This window comes from Tabrizicola sp. (assembly GCF_022842145.1).
In the GTDB taxonomy this organism is placed as follows: Bacteria; Pseudomonadota; Alphaproteobacteria; order Rhodobacterales; family Rhodobacteraceae; genus Tabrizicola.
In genome coordinates, this window is record NZ_JALHQD010000001.1 from 242,565 (window position 1) to 260,680 (window position 18,116).

Consider the following 18,116-nt stretch of genomic DNA (forward strand, 5'->3'; position numbering starts at 1 on the left):
AACCATGTCCCCCACCGCCACGTCACTTCTCTCTGCCGACCATATCTGCGTCCGCTTCGGAAGCGACGAGGTGCTGCACGACATCAGCCTGAAGGTCGACCCGGGCGAGATCGTCACCATCCTCGGGCCGAATGGTTCGGGCAAGTCCACCCTCCTGCGCGCGCTTCTGGGCATCGTGCCGGTGGCCGAGGGCCGCCTTTCGCGGCAGCCGGACCTGCGGATCGGCTATGTCCCGCAAAAGCTCACCATCGACCGCACGATGCCGATCACCGTCCGCCGCTTCCTGTCCCTGCCCACCCGCGTGACCGACCAGGCCGCAGAAGCGGCGCTGGCACGGGTCGGCATGGCGGGCGAAGGGGCCGAGCAGATGACGACGCTGTCGGGCGGCCAGCTCCAGCGCGTGCTGCTGGCCCGGGCGCTCTTGGGCAATCCGCAGATTCTGATGCTGGACGAGCCGACCTCGGGCCTTGACCAGCCCGGCGAGGCCGCCTTCTACCGCCTGATCGAAGAGGTCCGGCACCAGACCGGTGCTGCTGTCCTGATGATCAGCCATGATCTGCATGTCGTCATGGCCGCCAGCGACCGGGTGATCTGCCTCAACGGCCATATCTGCTGCGAAGGCACGCCGCGGGTCGTGTCGAACGCGCCGGAATACCGCGCGCTGTTCGGCTTGGGCACTCAGGGCGCGCTGGCGCTCTACCGCCACGAACACGACCACGCGCATGACGACGGCCACCCGCACCATCATCATCACGACCACCACCACGACCATGAGCACGACCATGCTTGACGACTTTCTGGTGCGCGCGGGTCTTGCCGCCGTCGGTCTGTCCTTGGCAACCGGCCCGCTTGGTGCCTTCGTCGTCTGGCGGCGCATGGCCTATTTCGGCGACGCGACGGCCCACGCCGCCGTCCTTGGCGTGGCGCTGGCGCTGGCGACGGACCTGCCCATCGGCCTTGGGACCCTGACCGTCGCGCTGGCGATGGCCGTCACCGTCGCCGGGCTGTCGGCGCGGGGATGGGCGATGGACACCACGCTGGGCGTCCTTGCCCATTCCGCGCTTGCCTTCGGACTGGTCGCGGTCAGCTTTTTCCCGAACGTTCGCACCGACCTGTCCAGCTATCTCTTCGGCGACATCCTTGCGGTGTCCCGCCCCGAGCTGGCGCTGGTCTGGCTTGGCTCACTAGCCGTCCTGGCCCTTCTCGTCTGGCGCTGGCAGCGGCTTCTGACCGCGACCCTGTCCGAGGACCTGGCCCATGCCGCCGGGATCGACCCCGACCGCGAGCGTCTGGTCCTGGTCATCGCACTGGCTCTTGTCGTCGCCGTGGCGCTGAAGATCGTCGGGGCGCTTCTGATCGCCGCGATGCTGATCATCCCTGCCGCCGCCGCCCGCAGCCTCGCCCGCACACCCGAGGCAATGGCCGCCGCCGCCGTCGTGGTCGGTGCCGCCTCGGGGCTTGGCGGGCTTGGCCTTTCGCTTTGGCAGGACACTCCGACCGGCCCATCGATCATCGTCGTCGCAGCGGCCCTGTTCGCGATCAGCACCGTGTTGCGGCGGGCCTGACGAAAAAACTTTGATCCTGCCCGAAGCTTGCCAAAATTCGGGTCTATCAGGCCTGAACCAGGACAAGGACTGACCCCGTGCTGCGTTTGATCGGCTTTTTCGTGATGTTCTCCGCCACTGCGGGGGGCGCCGTGTATTTCGACTACAAGATGTCCGCCAAATGGTCCGGACGCGAGGAAGCCGAAGGGCTGACCTTCACCGAATATGTGTCGGGTATCTCCGGTCGCCTGGCGGGGCTCACCGGTTCCGCCGCGGCCGCCGGGATGCCGACACGTCTTGCCGACATGTTGCCGAAGCCGCCCGAGGGCTGGACCGTCCGTCTGACCGAAGCCGCCGATGTCGAGGGTTTCCTGCCGAAGTCGTCAAAGAAGGCCGACAAGAAGGCCGTCGCGGCCGTCAGCCAGATGGGCAAGACTGACGCGGACTCGGGCACAGAGGTTGCAGCGCTGACTTACGAAAAAGGCGACCGCAAGGTTGTGATCAAGGCGGTCCGCTACCCCAATGTCATCTTCACCAGCTTTGCCTCGATGGAACAGCGGTCGGAACTGCAGGCAACGACAGCCCAGTTTCGCGGCACCGAGTTCATGACCGTCCGCGGTCTGGACGTCACCGAGGACCTATTGCCGGAAGGCTTCCGTGGCCGCTATTTCCTTGCGGATTTCGGGGCGCAGATCCACCTGCGCGTGCTCGCCCCGAAGCGCATGACCGACCAGGACCTGGTGCCCTTCTTCGAGACCCTGCACGTCAAGGCGCTGAATGCCGGGGTGATCGAAAAGGTCGAAGGCCTGGGCGACGTGCCGGTGATCGTGGTGGCCTCTGCCCTCGATGATGCAGGTCGCGAGGCCTATCTTTCCGACGTTGCTGCCCGGGCAGCCGAAGAGGCCATGCGGCAGGACGCTGCGCGGGACGCGGCAAAGGCCGAGGCCGAGGCCCAGGAAGCAGGCGTCGCGACCGCTGAGGGCTCGACGGCTGCAGGCATCGGATCTCTCTTCAGTGGTCTCGAATCGCTTTTCGGCAAGGAAGAGGCAGGCCTGTCTGTAGAAGACCGGAGGCACCACGAGGCGGCGCTGATCGAAGCGACCAAGTCCGGTGATGCCGCCGCGGCGGCTTTGCACGCCGGCGCCTTGTATGGAGCCATCGCGGAAGAGCTTGGCAAGACCGAGATGAAGGCGGCCGCGCCCTCGGGGTCGTCCGGGGGTGGCTTTGCGCTGACGGCCGGTTCTTCTGGGTCAAAGACCAAGATCAAGGTCGGGATCGGCAACTGCACTGAAAAGGGCGGGGTAAAGTCCTGCTCGGTCGAAAACGCCGGGGACTGACGCCAGGGCGCACTCTGACGCCAACCAGCGGCCTAAGGTCCGCATCAGCGGATCTGCCAGATCAGACCCAGACTTGCGCCGGATCGGGCAGCGGGATCGCCTCAAGAAGCTCACGCGTGTAGGCGGCCTCAGGCTCCGCGAACAGGTCAGCGGTGGGCCGGTCCTCGACGATGACGCCCCGATGCAGGACGATGGTCCGCTGGCACAGACGCCGGATCACGCTCAGGTCGTGGCTGATGAACGCCAGCGTCAGTCCAAGCTCTCGCACCAGCCGTTCCAGGAGGTTCAGCACCTGCGCCTGGGACGAGACGTCAAGGCCCGAGACGATCTCATCGGCCAGGATGAAATCCGGCTCCAGCGCGATGGCACGCGCGATGCCGACGCGCTGGCGCTGGCCGCCGGACAATTCGTGCGGGTAGCGGATGGCGAAGCTGCGGGCGAGGCCGACCTGATCCAGCGCCTTCGCAACGCGGTCCGGGATCGCATCAAAGCCGTGCAACCGCAGGGGTTCGGCGATGATGGTGCCGACCCGGTGGCGCGGGTTCAGGGACGACATCGGGTCCTGGAAGATCATCTGGAACCGCCGCCGCAGCGGGCGCAGCGCCGCCTCCGGCAGATGGGTGATGTCGGTCCCGTCGAAACGGATATGACCCCCCGAAGGCTCCAGCAGCCGCACCAGCGCCCGGCCCAGCGTCGACTTGCCAGAGCCGGAACCGCCGACGATGCCGACCACCGCGCCCTTGGGGATGGTGAAACTCAGCCCCCGCAGGATCTCGATATGCGGTGCCGCACCGAACAGCGGCTTTGCGGTCATGTCCGCCAGCGACAGGCGCAGGTCTTCGATCTGGTAAAGGTCAGCCATGCGCAACGCTCCGGTCGAAGGCGGCCACTTCGGCCTGCACGGCAGAGATCACGGCCTCGGGAACCGGGATCAGCCCGGCCGAAGGGTCGGTGTATTTCGGCGTCGCGGCGAGAAGGGCCGCCGAATACGCATGGCGCGGTGCGGCAAAGAAATCCGCGACCGAGGTATCCTCGACCACCATCCCGGCATAAAGGACCGACAGGCGCTGGCAGACCTTGGACACGACACCCAGGTCATGCGTGACGAACAGCAGCGCCGTCCCGTGGCGGGCCTGCATCCCGGCGATCAGCTTCAGGATCTGCTTTTGCACCGTCACATCCAGCGCCGTCGTGGGCTCGTCCGCGACGATCAGCTTCGGCTCGGCCGCGAAGGCGCTGGCGATCAGGATGCGTTGCCGCATGCCGCCCGACAGCTCATGCGGGTAGGACCGCAGCACCCGGTCGGGGTCGGGGATCTGCACTTCAGCCAGCAATTCCCCCGCGCGCCGGTCGGCATCAGCGCGGGTCCAGCCCAGGATGTCGACCAGCCGGTCGGTGATCTGCGGCCCGATCCGGTGGCTGGGGTTCAGCGCCGTCAGCGGGTCCTGCGGGATCAAGGCGCAGAGCGCGCCGATGCGCCGCCGCCGCTGCGCCAAAGGCAGGCGCAGCAGGTCCACTCCGTCCAGCAGGATCTCACCCTCCGTCACCTCGATTGACGGCGGCAGGATGCCCAGCACCGCCTTGCCGATCATCGACTTGCCCGCGCCGGATTCGCCGACCAGCCCCCGTACCTCGCCCGCCGCGACGTCCAGCGACACGCGGCGGAGGAGCGGCGGCCCCTTCTTCAGCCGGACCGAAAGGTTGCGGACCTGAAGGAAACTCATCGCAGCACCGGATCGAAGCGGTCCTTCAACCCCTCGCCCAGTTGCGAGAAGGCAAGGACGGTCAGGAACAGCGTCACCAGCGGGAAGACCAGCACCCACCAGGCCTGATGGACGCTGGTCCGCCCTTCCGAGATCATCCCGCCCCAGGTCGGATCATCGGTCGAGATCGACAGATTCACGAAGGACAGAATCGCCTCGACAATCACGGCGATGCCCATCTCCAGCGTCAGCAGGACCACGATGGTTGGCAGCACGTTCGGCAGGATTTCCCGCATCATCGTCCCCAGACGCCCACGCCCCGCGACGCGCGCCGAGGCGACATAGTCCATCGCCCCCTGCGCCATCGCCTCGGCCCGGACGACGCGGGCAAAGCGGGTCCAGTCGATGACGACGATCGCGATGATGATCGACACAAGGCCCGGCCCCAGGACCGCGATCAGGAGGATGGAAAAGAGGACCGGCGGAAACGCCATCCAGATGTCGATGAGCCGACTGATGACCAGATCCACCCAGCCGCGCAGGAACCCGGCGAGAAGACCCAGAGTCGCGCCCACCAGACAGGTGATCGTCCCCGCGATCAGCGCCACGGCCAAGGCCACCCGGGCGCCGTGGATGATCCGGCTCAGCACATCGCGGCCCAGGCTATCGGTCCCCAGCCAGTACCCCGGCTCGGCCCCCTCCATCCAGAACGGCGGCAGGCGACCCAGGAACAGGTCCTGCGCCAGGGGGTCCTTCGGCGCGATCCACGGCGCGAAAAGCGCCACGACGCAAAGCAGCCCCAGCCACCCGGCCGAAAGCCACAACCGCAGCCCCGCCTTTCGGCGGACCATCGAACGGCCGTCAATGGCCCTCGCCTCAGCCATGACGGAGCCTCGGGTTCAGAACGGTGTAGAGGAGGTCCACGATCAGGTTCACCCCGGTGAAGATCACCGCGAACAGGATCACGATGCCCTGGATCAGCGGCAGGTCACGGTTGATCACCGCATCGATGGCCATGTTACCCAGCCCCTCGTAGCTGAACAGCCGCTCGATGATCACCGTCCCGCCGATCAGGAAGGTGAACTGCACCCCCACCAGCGTCAGCGTCGGCAGGGCGGCGTTGCGCAGCGCCTCGCGCAGGATGACGCGGGTTTCGCCATAGCCCTTGGTGCGGGCCAGGGTGACGTAGTCGAGGTTCATCGTCTCTTTAAGCGATTGCTTCAGAAGCTGCCCGATGATCGCCGCCAAGGGGATCGCCAGCGCCAGCGCAGGCATGAACATATGCGCGACGAGGTCGGCCCAAAGGTCAAAGCGCAGCCGGATCAGGCTTTCGAAAAGGTAGAAGTTGGTGGTGAAAGGCAGCTCCAGGCTGGGCGTCACCCGGCCCGAGATGTGAAACACCGGCATCAGCACCCCGAACAGCAGGATCAGCACCAGCCCCCACAGGAAGTCCGGCACCGACAGCGCCATGCCATTGGCCACGTCGATGGCGCCCTCGGTCCGCCCACCGCGAAAGCGCGTGCCGGTCAGCGCCGCCGCCCCGCCCAGGATCATCGCCATCACCAGCGCCATGATCGACAGCTCCAGCGTCGCGGGCAAGCGGCCCAGCACCAGATCCAGCACCGGCTGGCGCGTGGTGATCGAGGTGCCGAAATCGCCCTGCATGACGCCCGCGACCCAGATGCCGAACTGCGTCAGCAGGGGCTTGTCCAACCCGTACAGCGCCGAAAGTCGGGCGATGTCGTCCTCGGTCGCGCCGGGGGGCAGCATCATGGCGATGGGATTGCCGGGCACGACCCGGATCACGAAGAACACGATCACCGCCACCCCGGCCAGGGTGATGGCGGTGGTCAGAAGACGCACTAACAGGATGCGAAGAAACGGCATGAGCCCCGGATGGGGCAGACCGCCCCTTTTTCATCTGTCCAAAAATATCCCACGGGGGGGTCCGGGGGGTGTGAAACCCCCCGGGGTATCCGCAAGCGCGACGTCAGGCCCGCTTCATCAGATGCGGCAAGAGCGAGCCCGAGGCATGCGGCGTCACCACCACGCCCGGGGCATGCAGGATCGGCTGGACATACTGCAGAAGCGGGATCACCAGCGCGTTCTCGGCGATGTACTTGTCCACCGCCTTCCAGCCCTCGATCCGCTTGGCCTCGTCCGCCTCGCCCCATAGTGGGCCAATCATGCCGATCAGGTCCTCGCCATCCCACACGCTGTGCGGGCTGGGTCCGAACATCGCGAACCCGGTCGAGGTCGTCGGGTCAGCCACCGAGTTGCCCCAGTTGTAGAACGCGGCCGGGGCCAGCTGGTCGGCGGCGCGCAGCTCGTAGTGCTTGGCGATCTCGTAGACCTCGATCTCGGCCTCGATCCCGACCTTGCGCCACAGGCCCACGATGGCCTGCACCATCTCATAGTCCTTGGGCTTGAAGCCCTTGGTGGTCTGGATCTTGAACTTGACCGGATTGTCCGGCCCGAAACCAGAGGCCGCCAGCAGTTCGATCGCCTTCGCCTCGTCGTAGGGCACCACGATGGACGCGTCATAGGCGTCGTATTCCGGCGTCTGCAGCGTGTCGATCTTGACGCCATAGCCGGACAGCAGGCGGTCGATGATCGCCTGCTTGTCGATGGCATGCGCGGCAGCCATGCGGACATTGGGGTCGGTCATCACCTCGATGTCGTTCAGGAAGATCATCCCGATGTCGCTGATCGGCGCCGAGACCCCCGCCAGCGGGCCACCTTTCAGGCGGTCGTATTCCTCATACGGCATCTCCAGCGTGACGTGGGAGTTGCCGGATTCCACCTCGGCCACCCGGGCGGCGGCGTCGGGGACGAACTTGATCGTCACGGTGTCGAAGTCGGGCTTGCCGCCCCAGTAATTCGCGTTGGCCTTCAGCCGCACGAAGGCGTTGCGCTCGAACTTCTCGACCATATAGGGGCCGGTGCCGATGGGGGCGGCCTCGAAGCCTTCCGCGCCCACCTTCTCGAAATAGGCCTTGGGCAGGACGTAGCCGGTCAGGAAATACATCCACTTGAAGACCGTCGGGTCGAACTGGGCCACGTCGGCGATGACCTTGTTGCCTTCGACCCGGTGGTTGGCCAGCGTGCCCCAGACGAACTGGATCGGGTTGCCGGTGTCGGGATTGGCGGCGCGGGCCAGCGACCAGGCCACGTCCTCGGCAGTGAAGGGCGACCCGTCGTGCCAGGTGACGCCTTCGCGGACGGTCATCCACACCTGCTTCTTGTCGTCACTCCAGCCCCATTCGGTCAGAAGGCCGGGCGCGGGCGACAGGTCGGGCTGCTGCAGGATGTACTGGTCGAAAACCGACTGATACAGGCCCTGGATCGTCGGGTTCACCGCGCTGGGGCCGACGGTCGGGTCCCAGGAGGGCAGGTTGACGTTGTAGGCGATGACCAGCTCGTCGATCTGTTGCGCAAAGGACGGCAGGCCGATGCTGCCCGCGGCCATCGTGGCGGCAGAGAGCTTGAGAAGACTCCGGCGGTTGAGGTTCATGGTCGTATCCCTGTTGTTGGTCTTTGTTTTGGTGGTCGTCATTTCCCGGCGAGTTTCCGCGCCAGTAGGTATCCCGGTCCCGCCCCCGTACCCGCTCCGGGCCAGACGGCCGCGCCGGTAAGGTGCAGGTTGGCAACGGGCGTGCTGCCATCAGCATGGCCCCGCGCGGGGCGGAACAGGAAATGCTGCGACAGATGGTGGCTGCCACAGACCTGATCTCCGCCAACAAGGTTGGGGTTGTCCGCCTCCAGCTCCAGCGGAATCACGATGCGGCGGCCCAGGATCTTCGCCCGCGTGCCGGGGGCATGGGCCTCCAGGATCGACAGCGCGCGGTCCGCGAAGGGTTCGGCGGCCTGGGTCCAGTCCCTCGCCGCAATCTCGCCCTTCGCATCACCGGCGATGGAACCCGGCGCCATGCGGACCTGGACCCAAAGCGTGTGCTTGCCCTCCGGCGCGCGGGAGGGGTCGAAGGCCGTCGGTTGCCCCACCACCAGGATCGGCTCGTCCGGCAGCAGTCCCGCCTGCGCCTGGGCATAGGTCCGCGCCATCTGGTCCAGACTGGGCGCCAGATGGACATAGGCAAAGCGTTGCAACTGCGTCCCCGCGCGCCAGTCCGGCAAACCATCCATCGCCAGATGGATCATCATCGTCCCCGGCGCGTGGCGGAAGCTGTCCATCGCGCGGTCGAAGGCGGGGGCGGTATCGCCAGTCAGCCTCCGCAACCCTTTCGGAGAAGTGCCCGCGATGACCGCGCGGCTGGCGGTGATCCGGCGGCCGCCGGCCATCTCGATCCCCGTGGCACGTCCACCCTCACGCAGGATGCGGGTTACGCTGGCCCCGGTCTCGACCACCCCGCCCCGCGCGGTGATCGCCGCGACCAGCGCCTTCACGATGGTATCCGCACCGCCCTTGCCGATCACCATGCCGAACGCCTGACCCGCCATCCCCTCCAGGTAGGGAAACATCGCGCCCCCGGCGACATCCGGGGCAAAGTCCAGGTGCATCCCCCAGGCCCCCAGCAGCGCGCGGATATGGGGATGCGCGAAGGTTTCCTCCAGCCAGGCGCGGGGAGAGGACAAGAGGAACCGTCCCATGTCCAGCGTCCCGGTCATCCCCTTGGCGCGCAACGTTTTGAACATGAAATATGCAAGCGCACGGAGTTTCATCTCCGATCCCAGAAGGCCGAAGAGATGCGGGGCCTCCGCCCCGAATCGGCTGGTCAGCTCTTGCCAGACCGCGGCGTCCCCCGGCGACAGGGCGCGAAAGGCGTCCATCGTCTCGTCGCCAACGGTCGAGACACCCGCCCATTCTCCGTCCGGGAAGGAGGAGCAGAACGGCCGATCCACCGGCACGAACTCGCAGCCGTGGCGGGCGAGTTCCCCGCCATAGGCCTTGAAAAACGGGCTTCCAGCAAACAGGGACAGGTTCATCGCGGCCCAGTCGTGGCGGAAGCCCGGAAGTGTATACTCGCCGGTCTTCACCGCGCCACCCGCCGTGGCGGCCTGTTCGAAGACGCCAACGCGCCAGCCCTTCGCGGCCAGATGCAGCGCGGCGGCAAGGGTGTTGTGCCCCGCCCCGATCAGGACTGCATCGAAGGTGTCGGCCATGCGCTCCCCGCCAGATTGACGCAGGGATATTTGCAAATGCATTTAAATCTGTCTAGCATGATTCCAAGACGACCGGGATACGCCCGGCTTTGGCCTTGCCGGACGGGTCCGGCCAACAGGGAGAGAATGATGACTTCAGCAAACGTGCTGCAATCCTTGGCGGGAATGCTCGCCTCGGGCGGGATTACGGTGGTGGACTGCTCGGGCGTGCTTGGGCCCGAGACGCCGCTTCTGAAACTGCCGCCGGATTTCGCCAAGGACACCCCGCCGATCAAGATCCACCGGATCAGCGAATATGACAAGGACGGGCCGTTCTGGGCCTGGAACTGGCTGGAACTGGGCGAACACTCCGGCACCCACTTCGACGCGCCGCACCACTGGATCACCGGCAAGGATTATGCCGACGGCTATACCGACACGCTGGACGTGCAGCGGCTGGTGGCTCCGGTCAACGTGCTGGACTTCAGCGCCGAATGTGGCGCGAACCCCGACTTCCTTCTGACCATCGACCACGTGAAGGCGTGGGAGGCCCAGCATGGCGCGATCAACGCCGGCGAATGGGTCGTGCTGCGGTCGGATTGGGACCAGCGCGCGCATGATGAAAACCTTTTTCTGAATGCCAACGAGACCGGCCCCCACACCCCCGGCCCAACCGCCGAGGTGATAGAGTATCTTCTCTCGAAGGGCATTGTCGGCTGGGGCAGCCAGTGTATCGGCACCGACGCGGGCCAGGCGGGCGGCATGACCCCGCCCTTCCCGGCGCACAACCTTCTGCACAAGAACAACTGCTTCGGTCTGGCCAGCCTCGCCAATCTGGACAAGCTTCCGGCCAAGGGCGCGATCCTGATTGCCGCGCCGCTGAAGATCAAGCAGGGCACCGGCTCGCCCATCCGCGCTCTGGCGCTGGTGCCGAAGTCGTAAGATGCGTCCCGATCACGTCATCATCGGCAGCGGGATCAACGCGCTGGTCGCCGGGGCAATGCTTGCCCTGAAAGGCGACCGCGTCCTGCTGCTGGAGCGGGAGGCGGTCCCCGGCGGCTGCCTCAAGACCGAGGAGATCACTCTCCCCGGTTTCCGCCATGACGTGATGGCCGCGACCTGGGTTCTGTTCATGACCTCACCGGCGGGGGCCGCGCTTGGCCCCCACCTTGCGCGCCACGGCTTCGACTACTGCCACACGCCGCACCCCACGGCGGTCCTGCGCCCGAACGGCGAGGCCCTGGTGCTGACCACCGACCGGGCGAAGAACATCGCCACGTTCAACACGCTGTCAGCCGGCGACGGCGACGCGCATGCCCGCGACGCGGGCGGCATTGAAGCCGACGCGCCGTTCCTGTTCGCGTTGCTGGGTGGCTCGCTCTGGTCCTGGCCCACCGCAAAACTCCTCTGGGGCCAGGTCCGCAAACGCGGGTTGCGGGGCCTCGCCTCGTGGTTCGGCCGCGCCCTCGTTCCTGCGCGGGGCTGGTTGGAGACGACCTACACCTCGCCCACCGTCCAGGCGCTTTACGCCCCTTGGGTGCTGCACACCGGCCTCACTCCGGAAAGCACCTACTCCGGCCAGATGGGCAAGGTCATCGCCTTCGCGCTGGAGGCCGCCGGTGCCCCCATCGTCAAGGGCGGATCGGGCGCCGGGGTGGCGGCCTTCAAGGCGCTGATCGAGGAAAAGGGCGGTGAAATCCGCTGCAACGCCGACGTGGACCGCATCCTTGTGAAGGACGGCCGGGTCCGTGGCGTGGCGCTGGCGGGTGGAGAGGAAATCGCCTGCGCTTCCGTCCTCGCCTCTGTCGCGCCGGGCCAGTTGCAGGACCGCCTTCTGCGCGACGTGAACCTGCCCGAGGACAAGGCGGCGGCGAAAACGTTCCGCCACGGACGCGGCAACTTCCAGCTGCACTACGCGCTGAACCGGCACCCGGAATGGCTGACCCCCGGCCTCGACGAGGTGGCGCTGATCCATCTGGCCGACGGCATCGACTCTGTCTCCAAGGCCTCGAACGAGGCCGAACGCGGGATGCTTCCCACCACCCCCACGATCTGCCTCGGCCAGCCGCACCGCCTGGACCCCTCGCGTGTGCCTGCGGGCAAAGCGATCCTCTGGCTCCAGATCCCCGACGCACCTCGCCAGGTGAAAGGCGACGCCGCAAGCGAAATCGCCACCGACGGCACCTGGTCCGAAGCCACCCGCGAGGCCTTCGCCGACCGGATCGAAGCCATCCTGAAACGCCACATCAAGGACTTCGACACGATCAAGCTCGCCCGCCGCGCCTACTCGCCTGCGGACCTGGAAAAGATGAACATCAACCTCGTCGGCGGCGACCCCTATGGCGGGCTTTGCACCATCGACCAGTTCTTCATCTTCCGCCCCTACGCCCATTCGACGAACGGCACCAACTTGGTGCGCGGCTTCCATCACATCGGCGCATCGACCCACCCCGGCCCCGGCCTTGGCGGCGGCTCGGGCTTCCTTGCGGCGAAAAGGCTGGGCGCATGACCGACCAGTCCCCTCCGGAGAAGCCGCCCGAAACCCTGCCCCGCCTGGGCGAGATCGGCCTGACCAACTACGCGCCCTACCTGATGAACCGCATCATGGGCCGCTACAACGCCAGTTTGCGCGACGAGATGGCGGGCCTGGGCCTGACCACACCGAAGATGCGGGCGCTGGCCGTCCTTTCGGTCATCGAAGGCCCGCTGATCCGCGAGCTTGCGGTCTACTCCGTGGTCGAACAGTCCACGCTCTCGCGCGCGCTGGACCAGCTGGCCGCCGACGGGTTGATCCGCCGCGAATCCGACGCCTCGGACAGCCGCGCCACCCGGGTCACCATTACCGAAGCGGGCCGCGCGCATTTCGAAACCCTCTGGCCCCGCATGGCCGAAGCCCAGGAACGCATGTTCCGCGGCATCCCGGCAAACGAGCGCCGCGCCTTCGTCGGCACGTTGCAAAAGATGCTGACCAACATCCGCAAGCACGAGATCTGAGACATGGCCGAACGTTCCTTCAAGGCCGAAGTCGAACACCTGCGCAAGGGCGCGGGCGATACCTTCACCGGCGAAGGCATCCTTGCGATCACCAAGGCGCTTCTGGAAAACGGCGTCGGCTACGTTGGCGGCTACCAGGGCGCGCCGATCAGCCACCTGATGGATGTCCTCGCCGATGCCGAAGATCTGATGGCCGAGCTTGGCATCCGCTTCGAGGCCAACGCGAACGAGGCGGCGGCGGCGGCGATGCTGGCGGCCTCGGTCCACTACCCGATCCGCGGTGCGGTGACGTTCAAGGGCTCTGTCGGGGTCAACGTCGCTTCGGACGCCCTTGCGAACCTGGCCTCCAGCGGCGTGAACGGCGGCGCCCTCATCATCGTGGGCGAGGATTACGGCGAAGGCTCCTCCATCATGCAGGAACGCAGCCACGCCTTCGCGATGAAGTCGCAGTTCTGGCTTCTGGACCCTCGCCCCAACCTGCCCTGCATCACCCAGGCGGTGAAGGACAGCTTCGAACTTTCCGAGGCGTCGAACACCCCCGTCATGCTGATGGTCCGCATCCGGTCCTGCCATGTCACCGGCAGCTTCCAGACCCGCGACAACCAGCGCCCGAAACTGTCGGTCAAGGACGCCCTGTCGAACCCGCAGTCCGACTTCGCACGCGTCGTCCTGCCGCCGATGTCCTTTGCCCACGAACAGGACAAGATCAAGAACCGCTGGCCCGCCGCCGAAAAGTTCATCCGCGAGCGCCAGTTGAACGAGGTCTTCGGCCCGAAGACCGCCCCCGTCGGTCTCGTCCTGCAGGGCGGCATGTACAACGGAGTCATCCGCGCGCTGCAGCGCTTGGGCCTCGCCGATATCTGGGGCAACAGCCAGGTTCCGCTTTACGTGCTGAACGTCACCTACCCCCTCCTCTCCTCCGAGTTCCTGGAGTTCTGCGAAGGCAAGGATCAGGTCCTGGTGATCGAGGAAGGCCAGCCCGAGTTCATCGAGCAGCAGCTTTCCACCTTCCTCTACCGCGCCGGGTCAAGCGTCAAACTGCGCGGCAAGGGCATCCTGCCGATGGCCGGGGAATATACCGGGCAGGTGATGCTGGACGGGATCGCGGCCTTCCTGAAGGAAGCCGCGCCGCATATGCTCCCCGCGTTGATCCGCGCCCCGAACGAGGACAAGCCGCAGATCCCGGACCTGACCAAGACCGTCCCGATCCGACCCCCCGGTTTCTGCACCGGCTGCCCCGAACGCCCGATCTTCGCCGCGATAAAACTGGTGCAGAAGGAAACCGGCAGGCTGCAGATTTCTGCGGACATCGGCTGCCACCTCTTCGGCTCACTTCCCCCGTTCGAGATCGGCGGCGCGACGATGGGGTACGGCCTTGGTCCCGCTGCCAACGCGGCTTTCGACGGCGGTGGCGAACGCCGCCCGCTGTCGATCATTGGCGACGGCGGGTTCTGGCATAACGGGCTGAGCTCCAGCTTCACCAACATGGCCTTCAACAAGTCCGACGGCGTGGCGGTGATCGTCGACAACTACTACTCCGCCGCGACAGGCGGGCAGGACATCATGTCCTCGCGCGCTGACAACCCGACCAAGGCGACGAAGCACCCGATCACCAAGGCGCTGAAAGGCATCGGGATCGAATGGGTGCGGCAGGTGGACCGGACCTATGACGTGGGCAAGATGCGCGACGTGTTGCGTGAGGCGCTAACCACCGACACCCCCGGCCCCAAGGTCATCGTCGCCTCGTCCGAATGCATGCTGAACAAGCAGCGCCGCGAAAAGCCGCTGGCCCAGCAGGCGATCAAGGAGGGCCGCCGGGTGGAGGCGCCCCGCTTCGGCGTCGATGAAGACGTCTGCACCGGCGACCACGCCTGCATCCGCCTGTCGGGTTGCCCGTCGCTGTCCTTGAAGAAGCTGGACGACCCGCTGCGCGACGACCCCGTGGCCAGCATCGACCAAAGCTGCGTCGGCTGCGGCAATTGCGGCGAAGTGGCCGATGCCGCCGTCCTCTGCCCATCCTTCTACCGCGCCGACGTGGTCCACAACCCGTCGAAATGGGAGGCGAAGATGGCCGCTTTCCGGACGAAGGTCATCGGCTGGCTGCAATCCCGCCGCGCCGCGCGACGGCTGGACTTCGGGGGCACGGCATGACCTTGCACGAAACCATCGGGGCCGAGACCGAGTCTCGCCAAGCCGACCCGCGCCTGTCCGGGATCATCAAGCTGGCAATCCTTGCCGTCGGTGGCCAGGGCGGCGGCGTCCTGACCGGCTGGATCGAAGACCTTGCCCGCGCGCAAGGCTATGCCGCGCAGGCGACCAGCGTGGCGGGTGTCTCGCAGCGCACCGGGGCCACGGTCTACTATGTGGAAATGGCCCCGCAAAAGCCCGGCGAACCCGTCCCGGTCTTCTCCCTCATGCCTGCCCCCGGCGACGTCGACATCATGATCACCGCCGAAATGATGGAAGCCGGCCGCTCGATCATCCGGGGCTTCGTCACGCCGGACCGGACCGTCCTCATCACCTCGACCCACCGCGCGCTGGCGGTGTCGGAAAAGATGGTCCCCGGCGACGGCATCGCCTCCTCCGACGAGGTGATGGCCGCCGCCGAAATCGCCGCCCGGCGAGTCATCGCCGCCGACTTTGACGCTTTGGCGATCCGCAACGGCTCGGTCATTTCCGCCTCCCTCTTCGGCGCATTGGCCGGTGCGGGCGTCCTCCCCTTCCCGCGTGAGGCCTTCGAAGCCGCGATCAGGTCCGGGGGAAAAGGTATCGACGGCTCGCTCCGCGCTTTTGCGGCGGCCTACGAGGTCGCGGCGAACCCGACGCCCGAAGTAGCACCTGTCGCCGCGGTCAAGCCCGAATCGAAAGTCCAAGGCCCCGCCCGGCTGATGGCCGAATGGGACAGGCTTGCCGCCCGCGTCGCCGCCCTGCCGGCGCCGGTCGCCGAACTGGCACTCCCCGGCCTGCGCAAGGTCGTGGACTTCCAGGACCTCCGCTACGGCGCGGAATACCTCGACCGCCTTGGTACGGTCCTTTCCCGCGACGACGCCGCGCACGGTTGGGTCCTGTCACGCGAGGCCGCCAAGTACATCGCCAACGCGCTGGCCTACGACGATATCATCCGCGTCGCCGACCTGAAAACCCGCGCCCGCCGCTTCGACCGCATCCGCGCCGAAATGCGGGTGAAGGACGCCAATGTCCTCCACCTGACCGAATTCTTCCACCCCCGCGCCGAAGAGATCGTCGGTATGTTCCCCGCCCGCCTTGGCGCGAAGGTAGTTGCTGACCCGAAGTGGATGGCCCGCCTGACCCGCTGGTTCGACAAGGGCCGCCGGTTGCGGACCGACAGCCTGCCCGCCTTCGTGACGCTCCATATCCTTGGCGGGATGAAAGGCTGGCGTCGCCGCACCCTGCGCCACGCCCAGGAACAGGCGCATCTGACACACTGGCTGGACACCGCGCTCGCCCAGACCACCCGCAACTACGACCTTGCGGTGGAACTGATCCGCTGCCGCCGCCTGATCAAGGGCTACTCCGACACCCATGTCCGAGGCTATGCGAAGTTCGACCGCGTCCTTGCCGCCACCGCCCGCATCGCCCACCGCGAGGACGCCGCCGACTGGTGCCGCCGCCTGCGCGAGGCGGCCCTTCTGGACGAAGAGGGCAAGGCTCTGGACGGCGCGATCCGCACCATCGACAGTTTCGCCTGAACGAAGAAGGGGGCGTTCCCGCCCCCCATTTCAGATCCCGGTGGCTACTCCGCCAGCGCGCGATACCCGCCGTTCCAGTAGACCAGCGCCCCGGCACCCGGCGTGGTCCGGACCGCCCGCACCCGCCCGATCAGGATCGAATGGGTCGCCCGGTCGATCATCTCCTCCACCGTGCAGTCGAACGCCGCCGGAGCGCCCGTCAGCAGCCGCGCGCCGGTGACCGCGGTTTCCCACTCGGCCCCGTCATACCGGGCCGCACCCTTCACCCCGCCGAAGCCCGAGAACCGCTCCGCCACCGCCTGATGCGCGGCCCCCAGCGAGGACCAGCCGAACCGGCCATACTTCACCAGCAAGGGATGCGCCGAGGCGGTCCGGTTCACGCAGGCCAACAACAGGGGCGGGTCCGCCGACAGCGAGATGGCCGAAGTCACCACCAGACCCGAGGCTTCCTCCCCGTCGCCCACGGTCAGGATGCTGCAATTGCCCACGAAGGCCCGCATCGCATCGCGAAACTCTTTCCCGTTCGGTTCTTCGGCCATCGTCTTCCCTTACCTGATCCCGGCAGCTGCCAGCTTCGGCAGCACCGTATCGCGGAAATAGGGGAACTCCTCGACATAGTCGACGAACGATAGCGTCGTCCCCGCAAAGCCCGTCGCGTGCAGCTTCAGGATCCCCTCAGCCACCTGATCCGGCGTACCGATCAGCGGGAATCCGCCGTGGCCCAGCGCAAAGAGGTGCTTGATCTGCGCCAGCAGGTCATGCGGAAAGCTGTGGGCATGGGCGAACTGCAAGCGCACAAGGTTGTCCACCGCATCGGTATCGGCGCTCTCGACCGCCGTGTAATCGGCATAGGCCTTCGCCTCCGCCTCGGTCGGGCGGCAGATGACGTGGCTGAAGGTCAGCACGTTGACATCCCGCCCCTTGGCCTTGGCCTGCGCCTTCAGTTCCGAAATCTCGACCTTCGACCGCTCTAGGTCGATGGCCGGCGTGAACAGGAAATTGGCGTTGTCCGTTGCGAACTCCCGACCCTGGGGCGAGCCTGCCGCGTTGATGATCGGCACCGTGCCGCGGATCGGCTTCGGGTCGCCCTTCACCTTCGCGGCCTTGAAATACTTTCCCTCCCAATCAAAATGACTGTCCGAGGTCCAAAGCTTCTGGATCAGGTCGTACCACTCCTGCGCATAGGCGTAGCGCGTCTCGTGATCGTCGGGCAGCGACAGGCCCAGCGCCTCGTATTCCGGCTTGTTCCAGCCTGCCACGATGTTCAGCCCCGCGCGGCCGTGACCGATCTGGTCGATGGTCGCCATCTGCTTGGCCACCACCACCGGATGGTTGGCCGCCGTGTGGATCGTGGCAAAGACCGCGATGTTCTTCGTCGCCGCCAGCAGCCCTGCGGCCCAGGTCATCGTCTCCAGCACGCCGCCGTGGAAATCCGTCTCGCCGCCATAGCCGATCCAGCGGGCAATCGGCAGCATGAAGTCGATCCCGGCCTCATCCAGCATCTTGGCGAGTTTCAGGTTGTTGTCCCAGCTGTTGACCCAGCGCTCCGGCGCCTTGGTGGGGGTCATCCCGGACGAGCAGTTGGTCGAGAAAGTGCCCAGGCGAAAGCGATCGCCCGAGAGCATCGGGTGGTGTGGCATGTCGGTCTTCCCTGTTCCAGTTTTGATGGTATTTTATGCTTGAAAGTCTATCGTAAATTCCATTTGCGTCAACGGTCGGCTGCGACCA

At 66.4% G+C, this 18,116-nt stretch carries 16 protein-coding genes; 8 read left to right on the plus strand and 8 right to left on the minus strand.

The window, feature by feature from the left end; genetic code table 11:
* Positions 1–4 precede the first annotated feature (4 nt).
* The 3 genes from Q0C42_RS01220 (at position 5) to Q0C42_RS01230 (ending at position 2,881) form a co-directional block, all read left to right on the plus strand.
* Positions 5–790 carry a metal ABC transporter ATP-binding protein gene (locus Q0C42_RS01220; RefSeq protein WP_295070808.1) on the plus strand — a complete coding sequence of 262 codons (786 nt, stop codon included), beginning with the start codon at positions 5–7 and terminating at the stop codon, positions 788–790.
* A complete protein-coding gene (locus tag Q0C42_RS01225) occupies positions 783–1,565 on the plus strand; it encodes a metal ABC transporter permease (RefSeq protein ID WP_295072792.1) in 783 nt (260 codons plus the stop codon). The genes Q0C42_RS01220 and Q0C42_RS01225 overlap by 8 nt, the downstream gene beginning before the upstream one ends.
* A 77-nt stretch (positions 1,566–1,642) precedes the next feature.
* Complete coding sequence (locus Q0C42_RS01230; protein ID WP_295070811.1) at positions 1,643–2,881, plus strand: hypothetical protein; 1,239 nt, start codon at positions 1,643–1,645, stop codon at positions 2,879–2,881.
* 61 nt (positions 2,882–2,942) lie between these two features.
* Here the strand turns inward: Q0C42_RS01230 and Q0C42_RS01235 are convergent, their stop codons facing one another.
* The 6 genes from Q0C42_RS01235 to Q0C42_RS01260 all read right to left on the minus strand — a co-directional run bounded on the left by Q0C42_RS01235 (position 2,943) and on the right by Q0C42_RS01260 (position 9,705).
* On the minus strand, positions 2,943–3,743 hold the full coding sequence (locus Q0C42_RS01235) for an ATP-binding cassette domain-containing protein (RefSeq protein ID WP_295070813.1): 801 nt from the start codon (positions 3,741–3,743) through the stop codon (positions 2,943–2,945).
* Positions 3,736–4,605, minus strand: a complete 870-nt coding sequence (locus Q0C42_RS01240) for an ABC transporter ATP-binding protein (protein ID WP_295070816.1) — start codon at positions 4,603–4,605, stop codon at positions 3,736–3,738. Before Q0C42_RS01240 ends, Q0C42_RS01235 begins: the two co-directional genes overlap by 8 nt.
* Entirely contained in the window at positions 4,602–5,468 is an 867-nt protein-coding gene (locus Q0C42_RS01245; protein WP_295070819.1) for an ABC transporter permease, read from the minus strand. Before Q0C42_RS01245 ends, Q0C42_RS01240 begins: the two co-directional genes overlap by 4 nt.
* The gene (locus Q0C42_RS01250) at positions 5,461–6,471 is read right to left on the minus strand and encodes an ABC transporter permease (RefSeq protein WP_295070822.1); all 1,011 of its coding nucleotides are present in this window, start codon (positions 6,469–6,471) and stop codon (positions 5,461–5,463) included. Before Q0C42_RS01250 ends, Q0C42_RS01245 begins: the two co-directional genes overlap by 8 nt.
* Before the next feature lie 103 nt (positions 6,472–6,574).
* Positions 6,575–8,098, minus strand: coding sequence for an ABC transporter substrate-binding protein (locus Q0C42_RS01255; RefSeq protein ID WP_295070825.1), 1,524 nt, complete (start codon positions 8,096–8,098; stop codon positions 6,575–6,577).
* A gap of 38 nt (positions 8,099–8,136) precedes the next feature.
* Positions 8,137–9,705, minus strand: a complete 1,569-nt coding sequence (locus Q0C42_RS01260; protein WP_295070828.1) for an NAD(P)/FAD-dependent oxidoreductase — start codon at positions 9,703–9,705, stop codon at positions 8,137–8,139.
* A 129-nt stretch (positions 9,706–9,834) separates the two neighbouring features.
* On the opposite strand from Q0C42_RS01260, the gene Q0C42_RS01265 reads away from it, so the two are divergent.
* The 5 genes from Q0C42_RS01265 to Q0C42_RS01285 are packed head-to-tail and all read left to right on the plus strand — an operon-like array spanning position 9,835 to position 16,388.
* Complete coding sequence (locus Q0C42_RS01265; protein WP_295070831.1) at positions 9,835–10,626, plus strand: cyclase family protein; 792 nt, start codon at positions 9,835–9,837, stop codon at positions 10,624–10,626.
* A gap of 1 nt (position 10,627) precedes the next feature.
* Positions 10,628–12,193 (plus strand): NAD(P)/FAD-dependent oxidoreductase, encoded by a 1,566-nt coding sequence (locus Q0C42_RS01270; protein WP_295070834.1) that lies wholly within the window; start codon positions 10,628–10,630, stop codon positions 12,191–12,193.
* The gene (locus tag Q0C42_RS01275; RefSeq protein WP_295070837.1) at positions 12,190–12,678 is read left to right on the plus strand and encodes a MarR family winged helix-turn-helix transcriptional regulator; all 489 of its coding nucleotides are present in this window, start codon (positions 12,190–12,192) and stop codon (positions 12,676–12,678) included. The genes Q0C42_RS01270 and Q0C42_RS01275 overlap by 4 nt, the downstream gene beginning before the upstream one ends.
* Before the next feature lie 3 nt (positions 12,679–12,681).
* Positions 12,682–14,829 carry an indolepyruvate ferredoxin oxidoreductase subunit alpha gene (locus Q0C42_RS01280; RefSeq protein ID WP_295070840.1) on the plus strand — a complete coding sequence of 716 codons (2,148 nt, stop codon included), beginning with the start codon at positions 12,682–12,684 and terminating at the stop codon, positions 14,827–14,829.
* Positions 14,826–16,388: an indolepyruvate oxidoreductase subunit beta family protein gene (locus tag Q0C42_RS01285; RefSeq protein WP_295070843.1), complete on the plus strand. Its 1,563-nt coding sequence runs from the start codon at positions 14,826–14,828 to the stop codon at positions 16,386–16,388. Before Q0C42_RS01280 ends, Q0C42_RS01285 begins: the two co-directional genes overlap by 4 nt.
* Before the next feature lie 44 nt (positions 16,389–16,432).
* Here Q0C42_RS01285 and Q0C42_RS01290 read toward each other — a convergent pair whose 3' ends face one another.
* Positions 16,433–16,927, minus strand: a complete 495-nt coding sequence (locus tag Q0C42_RS01290; protein WP_295070846.1) for a flavin reductase family protein — start codon at positions 16,925–16,927, stop codon at positions 16,433–16,435.
* A gap of 9 nt (positions 16,928–16,936) precedes the next feature.
* Positions 16,937–18,028 carry an LLM class flavin-dependent oxidoreductase gene (locus Q0C42_RS01295; protein WP_295070849.1) on the minus strand — a complete coding sequence of 364 codons (1,092 nt, stop codon included), beginning with the start codon at positions 18,026–18,028 and terminating at the stop codon, positions 16,937–16,939.
* Between the last annotated feature and the right edge of the window lie 88 nt (positions 18,029–18,116).